The organism is Pseudomonas sp. ITEM 17296 (assembly GCF_028895205.1).
Classification (GTDB): Bacteria; Pseudomonadota; Gammaproteobacteria; order Pseudomonadales; family Pseudomonadaceae; genus Aquipseudomonas; species Aquipseudomonas kermanshahensis.
In genome coordinates, this window is the sequence record NZ_WJRS01000018.1 from 15,768 (window position 1) to 33,750 (window position 17,983).

At 53.2% G+C, this 17,983-nt stretch carries 23 protein-coding genes, 1 tRNA gene and 1 pseudogene; 10 read left to right on the forward strand and 15 right to left on the reverse strand.

From position 1 onward, the window contains the following. Positions 1 to 59: 59 nt before the first annotated feature. Both GIB19_RS18895 and GIB19_RS18900 read left to right on the forward strand, forming a co-directional pair. Positions 60 to 524, forward strand: coding sequence for a hemerythrin domain-containing protein (locus GIB19_RS18895; protein ID WP_274887589.1), 465 nt, complete (start codon positions 60 to 62; stop codon positions 522 to 524). A 69-nt stretch (positions 525 to 593) separates the two neighbouring features. Continuing rightward, entirely contained in the window at positions 594 to 872 is a 279-nt protein-coding gene (locus GIB19_RS18900; protein ID WP_259674116.1) for a hypothetical protein, read from the forward strand. Here the strand turns inward: GIB19_RS18900 and GIB19_RS18905 are convergent. Continuing rightward, entirely contained in the window at positions 858 to 1,994 is a 1,137-nt protein-coding gene (locus GIB19_RS18905; protein WP_274887591.1) for a sensor histidine kinase, read from the reverse strand. The genes GIB19_RS18900 and GIB19_RS18905 overlap by 15 nt on opposite strands. Before the next feature lie 147 nt (positions 1,995 to 2,141). On the opposite strand from GIB19_RS18905, the gene GIB19_RS18910 reads away from it, so the two are divergent. Beyond that, the gene (locus tag GIB19_RS18910) at positions 2,142 to 2,504 is read left to right on the forward strand and encodes a response regulator (RefSeq protein WP_274887593.1); all 363 of its coding nucleotides are present in this window, start codon (positions 2,142 to 2,144) and stop codon (positions 2,502 to 2,504) included. A 193-nt stretch (positions 2,505 to 2,697) separates the two neighbouring features. Here GIB19_RS18910 and GIB19_RS18915 read toward each other — a convergent pair whose 3' ends face one another. The 5 genes from GIB19_RS18915 to GIB19_RS18935 form a co-directional block, all read right to left on the reverse strand. Further along, a complete protein-coding gene (locus GIB19_RS18915; RefSeq protein ID WP_274887595.1) occupies positions 2,698 to 3,000 on the reverse strand; it encodes a hypothetical protein in 303 nt (100 codons plus the stop codon). Between the two features lie 138 nt (positions 3,001 to 3,138). After that, positions 3,139 to 3,639, reverse strand: coding sequence for a YciE/YciF ferroxidase family protein (locus tag GIB19_RS18920; protein WP_274887597.1), 501 nt, complete (start codon positions 3,637 to 3,639; stop codon positions 3,139 to 3,141). 29 nt (positions 3,640 to 3,668) lie between these two features. After that, positions 3,669 to 3,884, reverse strand: coding sequence for a hypothetical protein (locus GIB19_RS18925; protein WP_274887599.1), 216 nt, complete (start codon positions 3,882 to 3,884; stop codon positions 3,669 to 3,671). A 5-nt stretch (positions 3,885 to 3,889) separates the two neighbouring features. Then, positions 3,890 to 4,774, reverse strand: coding sequence for a manganese catalase family protein (locus tag GIB19_RS18930; protein ID WP_274887601.1), 885 nt, complete (start codon positions 4,772 to 4,774; stop codon positions 3,890 to 3,892). Positions 4,775 to 5,304: 530 nt separating this feature from the next. Continuing rightward, positions 5,305 to 5,586, reverse strand: coding sequence for a hypothetical protein (locus tag GIB19_RS18935; RefSeq protein ID WP_274887604.1), 282 nt, complete (start codon positions 5,584 to 5,586; stop codon positions 5,305 to 5,307). Between the two features lie 295 nt (positions 5,587 to 5,881). Here GIB19_RS18935 and GIB19_RS18940 point away from each other — a divergent pair, with 295 nt between their 5' ends. After that, positions 5,882 to 6,253, forward strand: a complete 372-nt coding sequence (locus GIB19_RS18940; protein WP_274887606.1) for a low affinity iron permease family protein — start codon at positions 5,882 to 5,884, stop codon at positions 6,251 to 6,253. A 54-nt stretch (positions 6,254 to 6,307) separates the two neighbouring features. Here GIB19_RS18940 and GIB19_RS18945 read toward each other — a convergent pair whose 3' ends face one another. From GIB19_RS18945 to GIB19_RS18970, 6 genes are all read right to left on the reverse strand, one after another. After that, positions 6,308 to 6,724, reverse strand: a complete 417-nt coding sequence (locus GIB19_RS18945) for a response regulator (RefSeq protein WP_274887607.1) — start codon at positions 6,722 to 6,724, stop codon at positions 6,308 to 6,310. 98 nt (positions 6,725 to 6,822) lie between these two features. Then, complete coding sequence (locus tag GIB19_RS28475) at positions 6,823 to 7,245, reverse strand: DNA methylase (protein ID WP_274887609.1); 423 nt, start codon at positions 7,243 to 7,245, stop codon at positions 6,823 to 6,825. After that, positions 7,242 to 7,466: a DUF2188 domain-containing protein gene (locus tag GIB19_RS18955; protein ID WP_274887612.1), complete on the reverse strand. Its 225-nt coding sequence runs from the start codon at positions 7,464 to 7,466 to the stop codon at positions 7,242 to 7,244. The genes GIB19_RS28475 and GIB19_RS18955 overlap by 4 nt, the downstream gene beginning before the upstream one ends. A gap of 16 nt (positions 7,467 to 7,482) precedes the next feature. Further along, the gene (locus GIB19_RS18960) at positions 7,483 to 7,641 is read right to left on the reverse strand and encodes a hypothetical protein (protein WP_274887613.1); all 159 of its coding nucleotides are present in this window, start codon (positions 7,639 to 7,641) and stop codon (positions 7,483 to 7,485) included. Between the two features lie 36 nt (positions 7,642 to 7,677). After that, positions 7,678 to 7,971, reverse strand: coding sequence for a DUF6555 family protein (locus GIB19_RS18965; RefSeq protein WP_274887615.1), 294 nt, complete (start codon positions 7,969 to 7,971; stop codon positions 7,678 to 7,680). A 513-nt stretch (positions 7,972 to 8,484) separates the two neighbouring features. Further along, positions 8,485 to 10,242 (reverse strand): hypothetical protein, encoded by a 1,758-nt coding sequence (locus GIB19_RS18970; protein WP_274887616.1) that lies wholly within the window; start codon positions 10,240 to 10,242, stop codon positions 8,485 to 8,487. A gap of 305 nt (positions 10,243 to 10,547) precedes the next feature. Here GIB19_RS18970 and GIB19_RS18975 point away from each other — a divergent pair. Beyond that, positions 10,548 to 11,186: pseudogene (locus tag GIB19_RS18975) on the forward strand (ATP-binding cassette domain-containing protein); the annotation flags it as partial. Beyond that, positions 11,183 to 11,899, forward strand: coding sequence for an ABC transporter ATP-binding protein (locus GIB19_RS18980; protein WP_063427187.1), 717 nt, complete (start codon positions 11,183 to 11,185; stop codon positions 11,897 to 11,899). The pseudogene GIB19_RS18975 and the gene GIB19_RS18980, both read left to right, overlap by 4 nt. Positions 11,900 to 11,944: 45 nt before the next feature. Here the strand turns inward: GIB19_RS18980 and GIB19_RS18985 are convergent, their stop codons facing one another. Beyond that, complete coding sequence (locus GIB19_RS18985; RefSeq protein ID WP_274887623.1) at positions 11,945 to 12,871, reverse strand: 2-hydroxyacid dehydrogenase; 927 nt, start codon at positions 12,869 to 12,871, stop codon at positions 11,945 to 11,947. Between the two features lie 171 nt (positions 12,872 to 13,042). On the opposite strand from GIB19_RS18985, the gene GIB19_RS18990 reads away from it, so the two are divergent. Further along, entirely contained in the window at positions 13,043 to 13,372 is a 330-nt protein-coding gene (locus tag GIB19_RS18990) for a hypothetical protein (protein ID WP_063427190.1), read from the forward strand. 292 nt (positions 13,373 to 13,664) lie between these two features. Here GIB19_RS18990 and GIB19_RS18995 read toward each other — a convergent pair whose 3' ends face one another. Together GIB19_RS18995 and GIB19_RS19000 are read right to left on the reverse strand one after the other, a co-directional pair. Continuing rightward, a complete protein-coding gene (locus GIB19_RS18995; RefSeq protein WP_274887625.1) occupies positions 13,665 to 14,528 on the reverse strand; it encodes an IS3 family transposase in 864 nt (287 codons plus the stop codon). Further along, complete coding sequence (locus GIB19_RS19000; protein ID WP_134697511.1) at positions 14,525 to 14,818, reverse strand: transposase; 294 nt, start codon at positions 14,816 to 14,818, stop codon at positions 14,525 to 14,527. Before GIB19_RS19000 ends, GIB19_RS18995 begins: the two co-directional genes overlap by 4 nt. A gap of 103 nt (positions 14,819 to 14,921) precedes the next feature. Here GIB19_RS19000 and GIB19_RS19005 point away from each other — a divergent pair. The 3 genes from GIB19_RS19005 to GIB19_RS19015 all read left to right on the forward strand — a co-directional run bounded on the left by GIB19_RS19005 (position 14,922) and on the right by GIB19_RS19015 (position 17,980). Beyond that, positions 14,922 to 14,995: transfer RNA gene (locus GIB19_RS19005), tRNA-Gly, on the forward strand. A 1,216-nt stretch (positions 14,996 to 16,211) separates the two neighbouring features. Beyond that, positions 16,212 to 16,964: an alpha/beta hydrolase family protein gene (locus GIB19_RS19010; protein ID WP_274887630.1), complete on the forward strand. Its 753-nt coding sequence runs from the start codon at positions 16,212 to 16,214 to the stop codon at positions 16,962 to 16,964. A gap of 683 nt (positions 16,965 to 17,647) precedes the next feature. Beyond that, complete coding sequence (locus GIB19_RS19015; protein ID WP_014860742.1) at positions 17,648 to 17,980, forward strand: carboxymuconolactone decarboxylase family protein; 333 nt, start codon at positions 17,648 to 17,650, stop codon at positions 17,978 to 17,980. The last annotated feature ends 3 nt before the right edge of the window (positions 17,981 to 17,983 follow it).

A 17,983-nucleotide genomic window follows, 5' to 3' on the forward strand; every position in this document is an offset into this window, starting at 1 on the left:
TTGTCGGCCACTCAACTCCTAGGAAGTCAGTATTTATCCACCCATGACGAGGTGCCTCCATGAATGCTATCGATCTGCTGATTCAAGACCATAAAGTGGTCAAGAAACTGCTGGAAGAACTCTCATCGACCACTGAACGTGCCGTTAAAAAACGCGCTGAATTGCTGCAACGCATCGAACAGGAGCTGCAAATCCACACCGCGTTGGAAGAGAACATTCTCTATCCAGCGATCAAGGAAGCCGGTGGTAAAGAGGAGGCCAAGATGTATTACGAGGCCAAAGAAGAACACCGCACAGTGGACTCACTGGTGCTCCCTGACCTGCTTAATACCAAAACAGGAACGCTCGAATTCGCCGGTCGAGTGAAGGTGATGAAGGAGCTGCTTGAGCATCACATCGAGGAAGAGGAAGGTGAGCTCTTCCCAACCGCGAAGAAGCTTCTCGGTAAAGACCAATTGGAGGCGCTGGGACAAGCCATGGAGATCCACAAAAAAGTGCTGAAGAGCGAGCAGCGTGCCGCTTGATTCAAACCCGCGTTGCCGGATCAACGATCTGGCAATTGCGTCATGAATTGACGATTGGAACAGGGGCTGATGGAGAACTGGATTGAATTGCTGGAGTGGCCTGCCATGGCGGTCACGGTATTGGCAGCCTGGTGTATCGGTTCGCACCGTCCTAGACGACGCATGGTAGGTTTCTGCTGCTTCATCGCCAGCAACCTGCTGTGGTCAGTGTGGGGCTGGCAGGCTGAAGCTTGGGCACTGATTGTGCTGCAAGTAGCGCTGTTCCTCATGAATTTGAGGGGCTGGAGGAAGAACAGCATATCCAAAGAGATGGGTAGCCTATACGACGGGAACTCAGGGGGTCGATGATGCATGAAGCATGATTACCTCGAATACGGTTCCATCCTCGCCAGATGAGCTGACCTGGATTTTGCCCCCATGGCTGGCCACTATCTCCGCTGCGATGAATAACCCTAGGCCCAGGCCCGCTGACACGCCCCTATCACCCGCAGCGTAGCTCGAATAACGACCCTCCGGCTTGAAGAGATGTGGCATGGCCTCAGTGGGAATGACCTCTCCCCAATTATGGACACTAACGCACGGATCACCTTCATGGTCAAAGACCTTCACATGGATCGGGAGGGCTGGATCACCATGGCAGATAGCGTTTCTAATCAAATTCGAGAAGACTTGGGCCATCCGTGCCGGGTCGAATAGCCCTGTGATGACCGCCTGTTCACTCAAAACAATCCTGGCCTCGGGGAAGGCAGTGCGCAGTTCATTGATAACCGAGTGACAGATCGCATTCAGCTCAGCTGGTTCTAACTGTCCTGGAATGCCGGTGCCGATGTTGCAGCGAGCAAGATCAAGCAGATCGTTCACCATGTTGTTGGCACGTTGGGCGCTCGTACAGATTTGGGCTGCCAGCACCCTCCCTTTCTCATCTAAGCCTTCTTGGCGGAGGATCAAGCCGCCCGCCATAAGCACCGCACCCAAAGGGGAGCGCAGATCATGGCTCAGCACAGCGAGTAGCATCTTACGGGTTGATTCCAGGGCGGATCCGTAGGCTGCGATTGACTCTACGAGGGCTTGGTCTATCGCTTCGTTGAAGCGGATCATGTCTCGAACATGGTGCTCTTCTTCAAACATCTCTTGCGCAAGCCAGTGCGATAGGACGCTGGAGCGTAGCGCTCGGTACTCTGAGACCATTTGATCCAGTGAGAAACCGGCAACCAAGCGCGTCAGTGCATGCGTCTGGGCAGCAGTCTCACTGGTATTTAGGGGGCCCCGGCCCTTAGCCTTTTCCGCTTGTTCTCGTGTGGTCTGCTCTTTGCACAAATCGGCGGCGATCGTTCGAAGAATCTTCTCTGCATGATTCCTAAGCCCGGTTGCATCGAGATCCGGCTGTTTAGTCTCTACCGATCGGGCAAAGTCTTCCCATGCCTGGAGAATACGTTCCATGCTGTTTTCGATGAAATCGTGCAGTCGCATAGCAGTCTTGATGCTCGCCGGTTAGACATCCCTCCAGATTAGCCCAAGCCGTAAGCCGGCATAGCAACAGGTTGTGAACCTTCTGTCTGTCTTTTGCAACGACTCGCTATAAGCCACACCTAATGAGAACAGTCAGGAGTAGATGCTATGGCGAGTCGCGTGCTGATCGTCGAGGATGACGATGTGCTGAGGTGGCTGATGACGGAAGCCATTACGCATCTGGGGTATGAAGCGACCGGGTGCATCAGCGCTGATGCAGCTTTGCCGAAGCTGCAAGTTGATGATTCATTTGATTTAGTGATAACCGACGTTATGATGCCAGGACAATGTGATGGTATCGGTTTAGCTAAAGCTATCTGGTCAACGAGCCCTGACTTTCCAATTATAATCGTGTCCGGCAATACGGTTCTACCTTCTGGCTTTTTACCAGCCAATGGGCGGTTCATTGCTAAACCTTGCACATTTGAGACGCTCAACCAAACGATGCTTGAGCTGTTCTCACTCCGCTGATGCTCAACCAGAAAAACTACGTCGTATGAAAGCATGCTGCACAAACGCGCTTACTATTCATGCGCCGAATATTTTCATCAGAAATCAGACAAATAAAATGAATGGACGAGAGAAGATGAATGTCTCAAATATGAAGGATCGAAATAGCTCTCTACATCAGGTTTGGCCCGCTAAAGCGGGCCTTTTTTTGCGTTCAATTCATCGCTCGCGTATTTTCATAAATACCAATTTGATGAATGAAGAACGCTTTCTTTCCCGAAGTAAGTGCTCCGCATTGCTCCAATTCAACAATTGTTGCTATTAAGCGCCTCGCTGCACCAGGGCGATTATCAATCCAGTCAGTCAAGCCCGAAACGAATGTCTGACCAATTACCTCTGGATGTATAATTTTGTCATAGGCTATCGAATCGACAAAAATAGCGCGTAAGATTTCGATATCGCGAGAACTACTAGGGTGTATTGGCGGTGCATTTGCAGGCAGATCATCGAGCGTCATAATTCCTCTCCTACTCTATACAACCATCCTACTGCAGATACGCAAAGCCGGGTGAGCAATTAAAGAGTTCGAGACCGACGGCCTATTTTCTAGGAAAAAAAGCCCAGCAAAATGCGCTGAGCTTTCCCACCCTGCGACTTACTTTTCTAGAGTAGCCGCCTGATTCCCCCCTTCTTCGGCAATCGCTGAAAGCTTCTCATCGGCAGATTTTTCTTCCACCAGTGTGTCCGCCAGCAGCTGAGCCGCCTCCTTCATTCGCAGGTGTTTAGCCATCGCGATAAGCGTGCCATAGGCAGCGATCTCGTAATGCTCAACCTTCTGTGCAGCACCAATGAGTGCAGCATCTAATACAGCACCCTTTTCAATTTCGTCCAGGAGTTCCTTACTCTCCTCAATCAGGCCCTCCATGGCGACGCACTTCATTCTCTTGAGCTTCAAGCCTGCAATCTCAACCAGCTGGTCAATTCGCTCGATCTGACCCTGCGTTTCCTCCAGGTGAGAAAGGAAGGCTTCAGCAAGTAGTGGATTGGTGGAGGCGCGCGCCAAACGAGGCAGGGCCTTGGTGATCTGCTTCTCGGCGCTATACACATCCGACAGCTCGTGAATGAACAAATCTTCAACGCTTTTACGTGCAGGCATGAGTATTTCCTCAGAATAACTACTATCGGTTATGAATGCTTTCCGTGGGTATCTGGTAGGCGTGGCGGCTCGGGCAGATCGTTTGGAAGCAGTGTCCCTACGCCGAAGACCACCATGGCCATGCGGATTCGCAATGCCCTGCACGCCAGGCGCGAGTCCATTTCAAACTCCATCAAGGCCCTGCGCATTGCAAACTCAGCGCCCTTGCCTTTCATGGCCTGACCGGCCTGTTTTGATGTACGCATCGGAACTACTCGCTGTCGCGCCCCTGCACCAATCCCGACCCTAGGTCAGCGCCGGTAATCGGATTACTGTCCGGCTGTGAGGTCGTGCGTACCTTCATGGCCTCAACCGCTTCAAACTCCATTTCGGAGAGGGTTACCGAAGCGCTGCCATCCCCACCGTCTACCGCTGGGGCGGGATCCTCGACGTAATCCCACTCGCTGCCTTCGTTCCATGGGCCGCGCACATTAGGTTCACCCGACATGTTGAAGTACTTGTTGGTGAACTCAGGCATTCCAGGGAGCTTGCCTTGTGGGAAATTGGGCTGGATGGCGTGAAGCGCTTTTTCGAATGAGAGCTGATGGGCGATTTCGCGTGTCATCAAGAAGCCAAGCGCTTCCCTGACGCCTGGATCATCTGTCACGTTCATCAACCGCTCGTAGACGATTTTGGCGCGCGCTTCAGCGGCGATGTTCGAGCGGAAATCTGCAGTCGGCTCACCGATGGTGTCTACATACGCAGCACTCCAAGGCACGCCGGCAGAGTTGGTCAGTGGTGCACCGCCGCCATACAGGATGCTGGTGATATGCGAGTCATTACCGGCGCCGTTGATGGCACGGTAAAGCTCACCCTCTTCTTCACCCCCTTCTGCCAGCCGTCCTTTGGCCCCTTTATTGAGCATGACGATAATCGAGCCCACGATCTCCAGATGGCTCAGTTCCTCCGTTGCAATGTCCATGAGCAGGTCTTTACGGCCAGCATCGTCTTCCGCCAGCGCCTGGGTGAAATATCGGCTCGCTGCTGCCAACTCCCCTTGCGCGCCACCAAATTGCTCCAGCAGTAAATTGGCCAGACCAGGATTAGGCTGAGCAACGCGCACCGTATACTGTAAACGTTTGTTATGAATGAACATATTATGCCTCCACGGCAAATACAGCGCCGCAAATACGATTATTTGCCGTGCGTTATTATGGGAGCTAATACGTGAAGGAAATGTGCGGACAAAAACCCGAAAAGCAGACGAGCGGAACAATTACTGTAGATTAAATTTCATAACGAATGGGGTCGTGTAATTTGGCGCACAAGAATCAACGACCATCACCGCATTTGAAAACTAGATCAATCTTAGCCATAACTTCCAAACGAAACTGATTAGTCAACTCCTCTTTCCAACAATCGGAGCATACTAATTAAGCTAGCGCATCAGGATCGTGGCTTGAGCAATCAGTCCGCCAGAGGGCCGGTAGTTAAACATCAAGCTTCAGTGCAATCCCTTTCACTGTGGAACTTACTTCGCCTAGTTATTGAGCGGCTCTGAGACGGGCGAGCGGGCTAATAGCGGTTATCGAACCGGCATGTAATACTGTGGCGCTCTTTTCTCTCGAAAACCCTCGGATCATATTTGAGGGATAGGAGCGCAATTGTAGCGAATCATACTGTGGATTATTTGCTTTCCTTAATAATGAACCGGTGATGGCACGGATAATCTGCCCCAGCAACCGCCTTCAGGTAAGCTGCATGAGCCTCCATGCGTAGCTCCCGCCATTCCTGCCAGGAAATAATCCCTAGGCGATCCATTTCATCAGCCTGCCGGGTGAGTTCATCGTGATAATCATCCGGAGAGTCCATGCGCAGCTGATGATTCTCTAGCTGATGATGCCAATTCGCTAGCGCATTTAGCTTTAGCAGTTGTGATTCGGAAGGGAAGTCGTCAAGAATTCTCATTGGTCAACCTCGCGAACAGATGATTGGTTGAGTGCCTAGACCATCAGAGGTTCAGCAGAGGAGGTTTAACGGCGCTGTTGGGTTTGGCCATAGGCAAGCCCGACGAGGATAAACACGTCAGCAGCAGCCCTGCCGTATGCGCAGCGCAGGGCAAAATTGCCGTGTTGAATGCTTACCCGACGGAAAAAAGACGGCGCATCATGGGAGGCTTTGAACCGGACGTTGCACCTTAAATGTAAAAAAAGATTTCCCCACTCCGTTGCGGTCAGAGATCTGGACGACATTGGAGACCACCATGAAATTCGCACAGTTCTGTCAACGGCTTGCAGATCACTCCGGTAAGCCCCGAACATTCCTCGTTGCAGTAATCCTGATCGCCATGTGGGCAGCTTCAGGCCCCTGGTTCCACTACAATGACACCTGGCAGCTAATCATCAACACTTCGACCACCATCATCACCTTCTTGATGGTTTTCCTCATCCAGAACACCCAGAATCGTGATAACGACATCATCCATGTGAAGCTAGATGAGCTCATCAGGGCGACGACGTCAGCAGAGCGTTCCGTACTGAATCTTGAAGCGCTGGACAACAAGCAGATCCGCGAGCTGAGAAATGAATATCGGGCCATGAGCTCCCAATGTGAGAGCCCGAAAACAACAGATTAGACGTTGGCGGATGGAGCATTGGTCAACGATTTCAAGCGCTAACAGAGCGTTCGCTCACGGTGGGTTTGCAGGGGATTGGGTCTGGCCGTCGAGGGCATGCTTTATTGCAATCGAGAGTTCAGCTATCGACCAAGGCTTGAAGAGATACGTCACGGGCGGGGTTACCTCAGACGCGTCCAATTGGTAACCGGATGTCAGGATGGCCGGTAACCCAGGCCATTTCTCATGGGCCAGAGAGATGAGCTCCATACCCTTTATAGTCCCAGGAACACCGTGATCTACTACCATCAGGGCGCAGTCACATCCGGTGTCCAACAAGTGAATCAAAGCATCTTCGGCATTGTCGAATGCAGCGTAGTCAGCTCCCAACTCCACCAGAATATCAACTAGGAGCGTTCTCAGGGTTTCATCATCCTCCACCACTAAGATCGTCTTCCCTGACAGGGATAAACCCTCAACGTCGAGTTTCATCAAGCACTCCATGTCCGTAGCGGAATTTTTTGAGTGTTTCACTCCCTTGTTTGCACGTCGATGGCGGCCAAGGGCCATGCCCAATCGCCGGACAGGGCTTAATGATGGTGTTCAGAAAATTCTCGCATGAATATCTCCAATGTCTTAGGGCCCACGCCTTCGAAGCTCAGCAGCCAGCGCTTGAAATCGTCGCTACTGAGAAAACCAGCTTGCATGTCCTGAAGTTGGCCCTCCCACTTTGAAGCCAGGGTGCAGCCTAGCGCATGGAGACGGCGGGCAGTCGACTGATCGTAACGGGCGTAACCTCCCTGGCCGAGCAAACGGACGAGTGTCGAATGCGAGCAGCGAGCGAGCCTACCCGGTGTATCCGCAGCTTGTTGGTCGACCAGTACTCGATAAGTATGCACTGCGACGCTTGAGCGAATCAGCTTTCCCATCAGGAAACTGGCGAGCAACCACCTAAACAAACCGTCGGCGCTCGTGACATCAATGCCAAGATCACGAGCTGTGACAGTGTTCACCCCTTGGTTCGACGTGGGTCAGCTGAGCGGGGGTAAGTGCGCTCCTCTTCAATCGTGCCATCTGCTTTGTGAATCTTCACAGAGGCAGTTTTGCCGTCAAAGAAATCCGGCAGCATGCTGACCAGTTCCTGCTTCGTCGCTGCGCGCTTGGATGCCCGGTCAGCACCGGCTTTCTTCAACTCCCAGCCATCCGACGTCGGGCTTAGGTGATAGTTATCCATAGTCTTCTCCTACTAGCTAAATTGACTGGCCATCGTCCTGGATATCTTCTTCAGCTTCCGCTGCATCCGTGGCGTCAGCGTCATTCAAGGGTGGCGAAGTAGGCTTTTCCGGATCATTGACGAAGGGGACGTCGCTTGGCCCCTTCTCTTCGGTGCCCTCGGTCTCCGGTTGCATGGCTAAACCTCCAAACTGATGGATCAGGTCTATACACTAAGCACCTTCACTGGCGCCTGAAAATTTCCCGACATCAATAGGCTGAGGAACGAACTCAGGGCCTTGGCCAGCCACCCGCCATTGCACATGGGCAATGCCGTATCGCTCGGCTACAGGGCGGCTAACCAGCTTGATTTTCTGCTGACTGAATCGGGGGATGATGCCAAGGCCGGCATCACAACTGGCCCAATGCCAGGCGCTGGCGTTGTCCATTTTTTCCAGGCGAATGATGAATGTCCGGTGATAGCCGTGCAGTTCGTAGTCGATCACGTACAGTTGCTGTCCAACCATGAGAATCCCTCCCTAGCTCATGCGTTAGTGAGGTACCTAAGGGAAGAAAAATTCAGTAGGAAAGACCAGCGGTGGATCCCCGCTCTAGGGTGTCCACGAGCTCGTCCAGCGCGTGCCGTAGCCCGCCGTTCTCTATCGCCTCATCCGACTCGGGCTAAAACTCATGAGTATGGCGAAGCAACCCCCTCGGAGTCAGTAACAGGAGATCGACCTGGAAGTTAACTTAATTGTGGTGACTCCGGCGCGTCTTGGCGAACCTCCGCAATTCGATGAATTGAGCGCACGTGTGCACGATCGTGTTCGCCTCGAAATGCGAAATGTACTTATGGAAACGCCCCCTCCTTCTGGACAAGCAGACTGAGACACTGCATTCATTTGTGCAATGATCGCAGGCTCACCGATACACCTATCAACAAGTCAAAGGTGTAGCGATGCGTCCAAGATCTCACGCAAAAAAAAGGCCCTGTCCATCGCTGGCGGGCCTTGAGGTAATGCGTTAGCAACCTAATGGTGTCAGGCGTTCAGCTTCTCAACGCGCTTACGCAACGTGGTCAGCTCTCGACTCTTGCCAAACTTCTCCGTGATCGCCAAGAGATCATCATCTGCTAATGAGGCAGGATCGACGGTCTTCAGAACCGCCAAAGTTCCGAGCTGATGTGCCAGAGTCGCGAGCTGGCCTTTGGTGGACATGGATGGGCATCGCGGAAGCTGCTTGAGCAACACATCGGCGACATTGTGACGCTCGCTCTGACTGATGACACGCCCAGTCAGTGCCTTGAGTTCCTCAAGCACGGCGCTTGCTGTTTGCGGCGAATCCGGAATTTCCAAGAGTGGCAATGCGATCTTGAGCAACTCCATGTCGCCGGGCTTAGTGCCTGGAGAGATGATTTGTCTCCACAAACGACGCCGCCTGTCATCGGTAGCGGCATCCCCAATCGCTCGCTTGAGTGTCGGATAGGCCTTGGTGCCGAGACATGTCGACCATAGCGTGAGGCACTGATCTGTGACCTCCACATCCCCAGACTGAGCTTTGTTCAGTATCAAAGACGTCGCTGCGACCTGCTCTTCGGCACTCAGCTTGGCCGCAAGATTGCGCCACACAGCTACCAAGCGAGCCACTTCCTTGTCATTGCCCCACTGAATGGCATGAGGCAAAGCGGCCACTTGGGCACCAGTGAATGTGGCTATGCTGTTTGCCAGGAACCACTCAGCTTCAGCAGAATGGGTTTGCCATGCAGCGCATGACAGTGCTGTCAAGGCGTTCTGTTGAGCGGGATCGACGAGCCCCTCATCAATCAGCGATTGCAGCGATCGGAGCACGCCCGCCTTAGCTTCTGCTGGGTATGAGGTCATCGTAGAGATGGCATCAGTGAAGATTGTCTGAGGCACATATCCAGGCGCATTTTCCGCAGTCGGCCAAGTTAAAGCGAAGAATTGGTGGAGAAGATTGAGCATTGCAGGGTAGCTGTTGCCTGTACGGAAGGTTTCCCGCAGACAGGTACCAACGGTACTTGGCTCTGCGTAGTGGTAGACCTGGGTGAGGCCCGGCAAAATTGCTTTGAGGTCTGCCTCGCCTCTGGCAAGCATAGAAGGCAAGCGGCTCATGGCCGCATTCAAATGCGCCTGCAGTTCCGGCTCCTTCCAGCAGCGCCCAGGAATTTTCGATGCAGCTATTGGATAAACCTGACTGAAGCGCTCGGACAGCGGCGACGCTGACGAGCCGCTTTCAAGTTGGTTGGCTATCGAGGCTTTAACTGCCGCAGGCAGTCGATCATACGACCTGAACATCGCTGCGCAGCACAGCAAAGGAAGATCCTTGCTCAGCGACTGAGCCCAGGACTCAGCCACACTTGCCAGCGAAATATTATCCCGCTGAATGATCCCCTCGTACAACGACACTGCGTCAGCCGCACAGTCCTCGACAGGCAAGTCTTTGGCCAACGCCACCAGCGATTCCCGGGCCTCGTCATCCAACTCGTCAAAGCGACTGCTAGCGCTCTGCATGATCCATTTCAGCCCACGATCAAATTCGACTTCAGAATCAGGTTGCTCGATCAGGAGCTTGGCCACCGTTTCAAGGCACGACGACAATGCCTCGCTGCTCATCAACTTCTGGTGCTGCTCAATCACAGCGAATGCACAGCTTCTCAGGGTACCGTCCGGAAGCATCAGATAACTCTCGACCAGCTCCCACAAGTCTTTCCTGCTTTCCTCTCCAGCCTGAGCCAACGTTTCAAAAAGCTCGGCTACGCGAGGCGCCACGCGCGCCATGTCGAGCTCCTGGCTGGCCCAGACTCGACTTCGTTACCCAAGAGGTTGAGGTATTCCGTACCCAGGGCCTCCATGAGCATGGTCTCGTGTTGGCTGATCCAGGACTCCAGTGTACTGAAAGGGAACGAATAGGCTTTGCCGCCAACGGTGATGCTCCGCTCGTCAAGCCATTTCACGAACTTGCGATCTTGCCCCGGAGCAAGTCCGTGCTCCTCACGTACAGCCAAGACAATCTCCGCCACCTTCTCTGCCATTAACTTGGCATCATCCAGGCTTGGGGTCTGCATATTTGCAAGGGTCAACCCGAGCCCTTCAAAGCTCAGGACTTTATCAAGCCTGGACAGTTCGGGTCACGGCTCTGGTACAAGATGTTCGGCGGAACGCATCTGGTTAACCGGGCAGGACTTGCGCGTACCTTTCAAAACATCCGTCTATTCAAGGAAATGACTGTCCTGGAAAACCTGCTGGTCGCTCAGCACATGCTGGCTCAACGCAACCTGCTGACTGGCATCCTGAACACCCCCGCTTATCGAAAAACAGAGAGCAAGCTACTCGATACGGCCTTCTACTGGTTGGAAGTAGTCGACCTGGTCGAGCACTGCAACAGACTGGCAGGTGAGCTCTCTTATGGCCAGCAGCGACGCTTGGAGATCGCCCGAGCGATGTGTACCGGGCCGGAGCTGATATGCCTCGACGAACCCGCTGCCGGCCTCAATCCTGCCGAGACAATTGCTTTGAGCGCTATCATCCGCAAGCTTCGGGATGATCATCAGCTGACCGTACTGTTGATTGAGCATGACATGGGTATGGTCATGAGCATTTCTGATCACGTTATCGTGCTGGATCATGGCCTGGTCATCGCTCAAGGCGCACCAAGCGCGATCAAAGATGACCAGAAGGTAATCGCTGCTTACCTCGGTGCAGAAGAAGAGGAAGTAGCATGAGCACACCCATTCTCGCGTTCAAAGACGTCGACGTTCACTATGGCCCTATCCAGGCTCTGCGAAAGGTGAACCTCCACATCAACACCGGAGAAACTGTAAGCCTGATCGGGGCTAACGGAGCGGGCAAGTCGACGCTGTTAATGTCGATATTTGGACAGCCACGAGCCACTAGCGGGCAGATCCTCTATCAAGGGCAGGACATCACGCGCAAGAGCACCCACTTCGTGGCGTCTAACGGTATCGCTCAGTCGCCCGAGGGACGGCGCGTCTTTCCGGACATGACAGTCGAAGAAAATCTTCTTATGGGTACCATTCCTGTCGGCATGAGTCACGCCGAGGAGGATCGAGAGCAGATGTTCAATCTTTTCCCTCGCCTCAGGGAGCGGCGCAATCAACGAGCAATGACAATGTCGGGTGGCGAGCAGCAAATGCTTGCCATTGCCAGAGCACTCATGAGCCGACCCAAACTCCTGCTACTCGACGAGCCCTCACTCGGACTGGCACCTATCGTAGTGAAGCAAATCTTTGCAACTCTAAGAGAGCTCGCGAAGTCAGGCATGACCATCTTCCTGGTGGAGCAAAACGCTAACCATGCCCTGCGCCTAAGTGACAGGGCTTATGTCATGGTGACCGGCGAAATCAGAATGACAGGGACTGGCGAGGAACTGCTCGGCAACCAAGAGGTGCGCGAGGCGTATCTGGGCGGACACTAGATGAAGAGAGGGAGGCTCCTCACACGCCTCCCTCCCCCAAGAGCATCAATAGCCCTTTGAACGATCAACAACGTTGAGCAGTGGCAACCCACGCTGCTCCCGCTCCACATTCGCCGTAATCACAGCCACGGCACCTTTGACCTGCACGTTGCTCGCAATGTGCGGCGTCACCAAAACTCGAGGGTGGCACCAGAACGGATGATCAGGCGAAAGTGGCTCCTGATCGAAAACATCCAGAACCGCTCCTCCGAGCCTTCCTCCATCCAATGCCTGCAGAAGGTCTTCTTCAGCTACGTGCGCACCTCTAGCGACATTCACAAGCCCAGCACCCTGCGGTAACCGATTCAACGTGGCAGCATTCAGAATCCCCTGAGTTTCAGGAGTTAAAGGCAGAAGGTTGACCAGAATGTCGCACTGCTCCAAGAAGTCATACAGCTCTTCTCGTCCGACATAACACCGCCCATCCGGTACCTCTTTGTAGGAGCGATTCCATGCGCTCAACTGAAAGCCGAAGGGTCGCAAACGGTCGAGAGCGACTAGCCCCAAATTACCTGCGCCCATGATGCCAACGCGGCGCTCGCTGGCTGGAACGATGGGCAAGGGCGTCCAGCATCTCTCCCGCTGACTAATCTGGTAATCAAAAATGTCACGATGCAGGGCGAGCACGCTAAACACTACATACTCGGCCATGATGTCGGCCATCGACGTTTCGATGAGGCGCACCATCGAGACATGCTCTGGCAGCTGGGACAGGTCGAACTGATCGACACCGGCGCCGGCTGAGTACAGCGCCTTGAGATTTGGGAAACGCTGCATGAGATCCGGAATCGGCTCCCATGCGATGATGTACTGAACCTCATCTGGATTACCCGCATCTGGCCACAGACGAAAATCAAGTTCTGGGGCCTGCTGTGAAAAAACCTGACGCCATTCAGCTGCGCTGCCGGGCTCGGCCATGTACAGGATACACATGTCTAGCTCCTAGATTTCTGACCAGACATCATGCCCGCCCACAGCAGTGATTACTTGGCACCAAAACCCCAAAAAACTCGAACCAATTCCTACTTTGAGTTGATTGTTGGCCTCAGCTAGTGAGGGCAGTCTGGGACGTTCGCACTTCCGTACCCCACAGAAAGGACTCTCATGGCTAGTCACTCCTTCTTGCTGACCTACAGCGTCTCTCCGTATACAGAAACCGATCGGCAACATCAGAACCAAGCCGTTCGCTTGCGTCAAAAATTGAACCGCATTGAGATTGAGGAATGGAACAAGCTCGAAACTGTCGAGACAGCTTTCAAAGGCGTCGTTCACCTGAGCGAAACGACCATTACTCAAAAGCGGAATGAGGCCGAGGACATCGCCTGGAATCAAATCAAGGAGGTGATGGAGTCCTTGGGCGCTTACAAAGACACAACCGTACATGTGGTGATGATGGTGCAAGGGCTTGGCGAAATCATCGAGTTCAAGCTCTGACGGCCACTATTCCCTGCCAACTGCGAGAGGCCATCTCAGTGAATGGATGATGGCCACTGCGTTTGTTTTCGCCACCGTGCAGAGAGAAGCTCGCAAGCTAAACGTGATTCATGAATCAATGTAGCGGAGAAACGAATCACTTCTGTCTGTCCAGACGTGCCAGCAACCACCTCACAGAACCAACTGTCTTATAGGACACCACGTCTTGGTGAGTAAAAGAATCCAGCCCACCAAGCTGTTGACGGGGCATGCAAGTGGGCCTGCCCCGTGACAGCGGACGCCAAGAAGCTGGCTACAGAGCCAACTGCCTTAAGCCTTTTGCGTATTCGTTCGGTGAACGGTAACCCAGTGCTGAATGCAGTCGACAGCTGTTGTAGAACCCATGGATGTAGCTGGCAATTGCCAGGTGAGCCTGTTTCTTTGTGGGATAGACCGCGCAGGCTTCCTCTCTCTTCAATGTAGCGAAGAAACTTTCAGCTGCGGCGTTATCCCAGCAGTTTCCTCTTCGACTCATGCTTTGCGCGAAGCCCTTCTTGGCCAAAGCGAGACGGAACCTGCTCCTCGCGTACTGGCGCCCTTGATCGGAGTGGAAAATTACTCCATAGGCGCCCAGGCATGCGCTCCAGGCGTTCATAAAAGCGCGCTCGACCAAGTCGTCAGGCATCCTGTCCGCCAGGCTGTAACCTAGCACCTGGCGGGTTTGGATGCTCAGTCCCACTGCCAGATAAAGCCAGCCCTCTTTCGTAGCGATGTAAGTGATATCGCTGACCCAGGCTGGGGTGGAGCTTTGAATGGAGAACTGACGATCCAATAAATTGCTCGCCACTGGCAGCGCATGGTGACTGTCGGTGGTGCACGGCCTGAAACCGCCCTTGGATCGGCCTTGTATGTGCTCTTCATGCATCAGCCGGTCAACGCGCTTATGACCTACCGCATAGGCCTGCTGCCGTAGAGCCTCGACTAGCCGTGGTCGGCCATAGGTCTTGCGGCTAGCCGCGTAAACCTTGTGGAGATCGATGCGAATTTGTGCATCCGGATCTGGACGGCCTTGGCGATGCTGATAGTCGTAAAACCCTGAAACCGAGACACCCATTACCCGGCACAACAGACGCACCGGGAACTGAGCCCGTTCTTCAGCGACGAAGGCGTATCTCACCTGGACTCTTTGGCAAAGAATACCGCCGCCTTTTTTAGGATTTCACGCTCCAGTTTCAGCTCGGCGTTCTCGGCTCGCAATCGTGCTAACTCGCTGTCCTCTCTAGTGATTGCGCGACGGTCAGGAGAGCTCAACGGCTGGCCGTTGCGGGAAGCGTTGACCCAGTTGTCCAACGTTTTCACAGACATCTCCAGCTGGCGAGCAGCTTCCGTCCTGCCAAGCGTTTCAGCCAGCGCAACGGCCTGAATCTTGAACTCATTGGTGTAATTGCGGCGAGTGGTTGGGTACATGACAACCTCCAAGATAGCGATGTAAGTATCGCTTCTTGGCGTCCGTTGTCACGGGGCAGGCCCAAAGGTACCCTACCTTAGCTGCGCTATCAGGTTGAAAGAAGCGGGTGTAGTTGAATGGTACAACTATAGCTTCCCAAGCTATCGGTGAGGGTACGATTCCCTCTACCCGCTCCAACCCTTGATTTAGAGCTTCTCTAACAGTCCTGGCTGGACATCTGCTTGGTATCACCCTAGCGTGTTCCGGTCAAAATAACCTCTCCCAAGAAACGCAAAAGCCTCCTCACGCTGCCCCCTGAAAAGCGGGGGGATTGCCCAAATCTGTTTACTCACCAAGCTGCAGCCCCCCCTGCCACCGCCATTCCCCCATCCCGTAATCAACCCCCAAGCCCGGAAAGTCAAAGCTCCCAGCAGGCACGGATACAATATTCATAGCTTTTTAGCGCGTAGGTTTTAGCTAACCTTCCTTTGATTGAGCGCTGCAAAACCATGCCGAAAGCCCGTAACCGAGCAATAGCTAACAGACAACGCAGGCAGGAAATTATCGGAGGCCAATCAACGCCCTCCTTCGGAAATTACGCGTAAAAGCAAGAATCAGTAGAAAACTTGCGGCACGATAGGTTCAAGTGGGCGAGAAAACCAGGCGTGATTGGGCGCGTTTATCGGTGGCTTTCTTCTCAGGCATTATTGATAGATCGACCCAACTCCCAGTAGCTTTCATGTTATTTCGTATCCTCTGCCCACTGATCGTCGTCAAGTGCGCGATGACTAGGAAACATTAGCCCAGCTTGCCACATGATAGGTATGTATGGTTTGAGACAGGGAGATCGCGCAGTCATTGCGCAGGGTATACAGCGTTACTTATCCAACCCCTTGCCTAATGGCCGGGAACGGTGCGCGCCTTCTCAACCGGTGTAGCAAGGATGACTTGGAACCCAAGGGTAACGTAACCCCTACCTGACTAAGGCCTTCGGAAACCTATCCCCACGCTCAGCCAAAGCAGCAAAGTCACATGCTAAGACTTATGGCGCGATAGGTTAATGGTAACCACTAGCAATGGTGCCTGCGTAGCAATGGAGCGCCTGACTTACGGCCTACGAGGGCTCCTTGGGTCTGTACCAGTCGCGTTGCCGACCCTCGAACAAGGTCAACCACCGGCGCTGTACTCACGGCCAGCCCCATCTCAAGCGATAAGTCTGCGCTGCGTTCACTCCCGTCTTAACCGCTATCTGCATGGCATAAGGCTTAAGCACCAAAGACGATGCAGAACAGCCAAGATTGCCAGCATACCTACTAGGTGGTAGGCTTATACGACCCAACGATTTTGAGCTTGCATTGCTATGCTGCCACAGTGAAAACCTAACGCCAGTCAATGCTTCCCATGGAAATCATCATGAGCAAACAAAAGATCACGTTCCTAAACACCGAGGGTACGAGCCTTTCAGGTCTACTTGAAGCCCCTGAGTCACCCAGTTCTTACGCATTGTTCGCACACTGCTTCACCTGTGGTAAAGATATTAAAGCAGCTGCGCGTATTGCGAAGGCGCTGGTCGACAATAATATCGCTGTACTACGATTTGATTTCACGGGTCTGGGCGGCAGCGGCGGAGACTTCTCCAATACCAATTTTTCATCAAACGTTGCTGACTTGGTATCTGCGGCGGATTATTTACGCAACACGTATCAGGCTCCATCCCTTTTGATTGGCCACAGCTTGGGGGGCGCTGCAGTCATCGCAGCAGCTAAGCACATCCCTGAGGGAAAAGGTGTTGTGACAATCGGAGCTCCCGCTGATGCGACCCATGTTATGAAGCAGTTCAAGGGTCAAGTAGAAGCTATCAGAGACATTGGTGAATATAGAGTTACGCTTGGAGGAAGGGAGTTCACTATAAAAAATCAGTTCCTCGAAGATATTGAAAGTCAGCAGCAGGATAAAAGCATCGCGAACCTCCGACGCGCACTGCTTGTTTTTCACACACCTACCGACAATGTTGTATCCATAGAACAAGCACAGAAGATTTACCAGACAGCTAAACACCCGAAGAGCTTCATATCGCTGGACTCTGCCGACCATTTACTTACAAACAGCCGAGACGCAGAGTATGTTGCCTCATGCATTACCGCCTGGAGTTCCAGATACTTATAGCTTTATAGAATCATCACATAAAGGAATACCTATATGAGGTACTGCTCAACTTTAATCCTAAAGCAGGCGAGAGAAAAAAGAAGAGTATATCCTACTTTTTGCGACAGTGAGTCGGCAAAGCGACAAGAAAAAGCAAATGCCGGAAATAGCTCTCTATCAATAATACTCTTGATAATTTTGGTGACGTTTTTCGCGCTAGCTCTAATCGGAGCTAGCTAATTCCTGCGGAAGCTGGGATACGAGAAGTTGGCGCACCGGCTACTAATATTGCGTCCACTCATTATAAGCCCAGCCCCGAAGCCTAATCGTGAAGCCCTAGTGCTCTACCGCTGGCCACTCACCTACCCACCAGACCAACCGCAACAGCCTAAGCACTTACCTGAAATGCCGGCTCCACTCACATCCGTTACAGGAGCCGCCTAACCTACCGACAGCGCTGACAGCAAAAATAGCTTGATCCCAGGGGAGCAGCTATGCACCTGAAATGCATTGAAATCGAGATGTGGAGCCGCTTGCAGACCTCAGGCTCAGCGTCGCATGGGCTGCTCCTGCCTGCTGACCGGACGAATGCAGCTTGAAAAGGGCATTGCGACTTCTACCTACTAGATGGTGGCTAAGCCTGCACGCAAGAATCCGTACTCAACATTTCCATTTCTACGCCTTGGCGTAGCTGCGAGGATCACATGCAAGACTGGAAAAAAGCACGACAAGACATTAATGCTCGCGTTATGCAGCTCGGCTCGCTTTCACCGGAAACCATCAAGGGCGTAATGGCGCTGGGCGGGGCCGGCGCGAAAACCAACCACCTCGATGCCAAGACCCGCGAACTGATTTCACTTGCAGTGGCAGTAACCACTCGCTGCGACGGCTGCATTGCTTTCCACGTCGCCGAAGCCAAGAAGCTTGGTGTCACAGTTGAGGAGGTCTCAGAAGCTCTCGGAGTCGCAATCAACATGAACGCAGGCGCAGCCTTGGTTTATAGCACTCACGTGCTAGACGCCTTCGACAAGGAATGACCT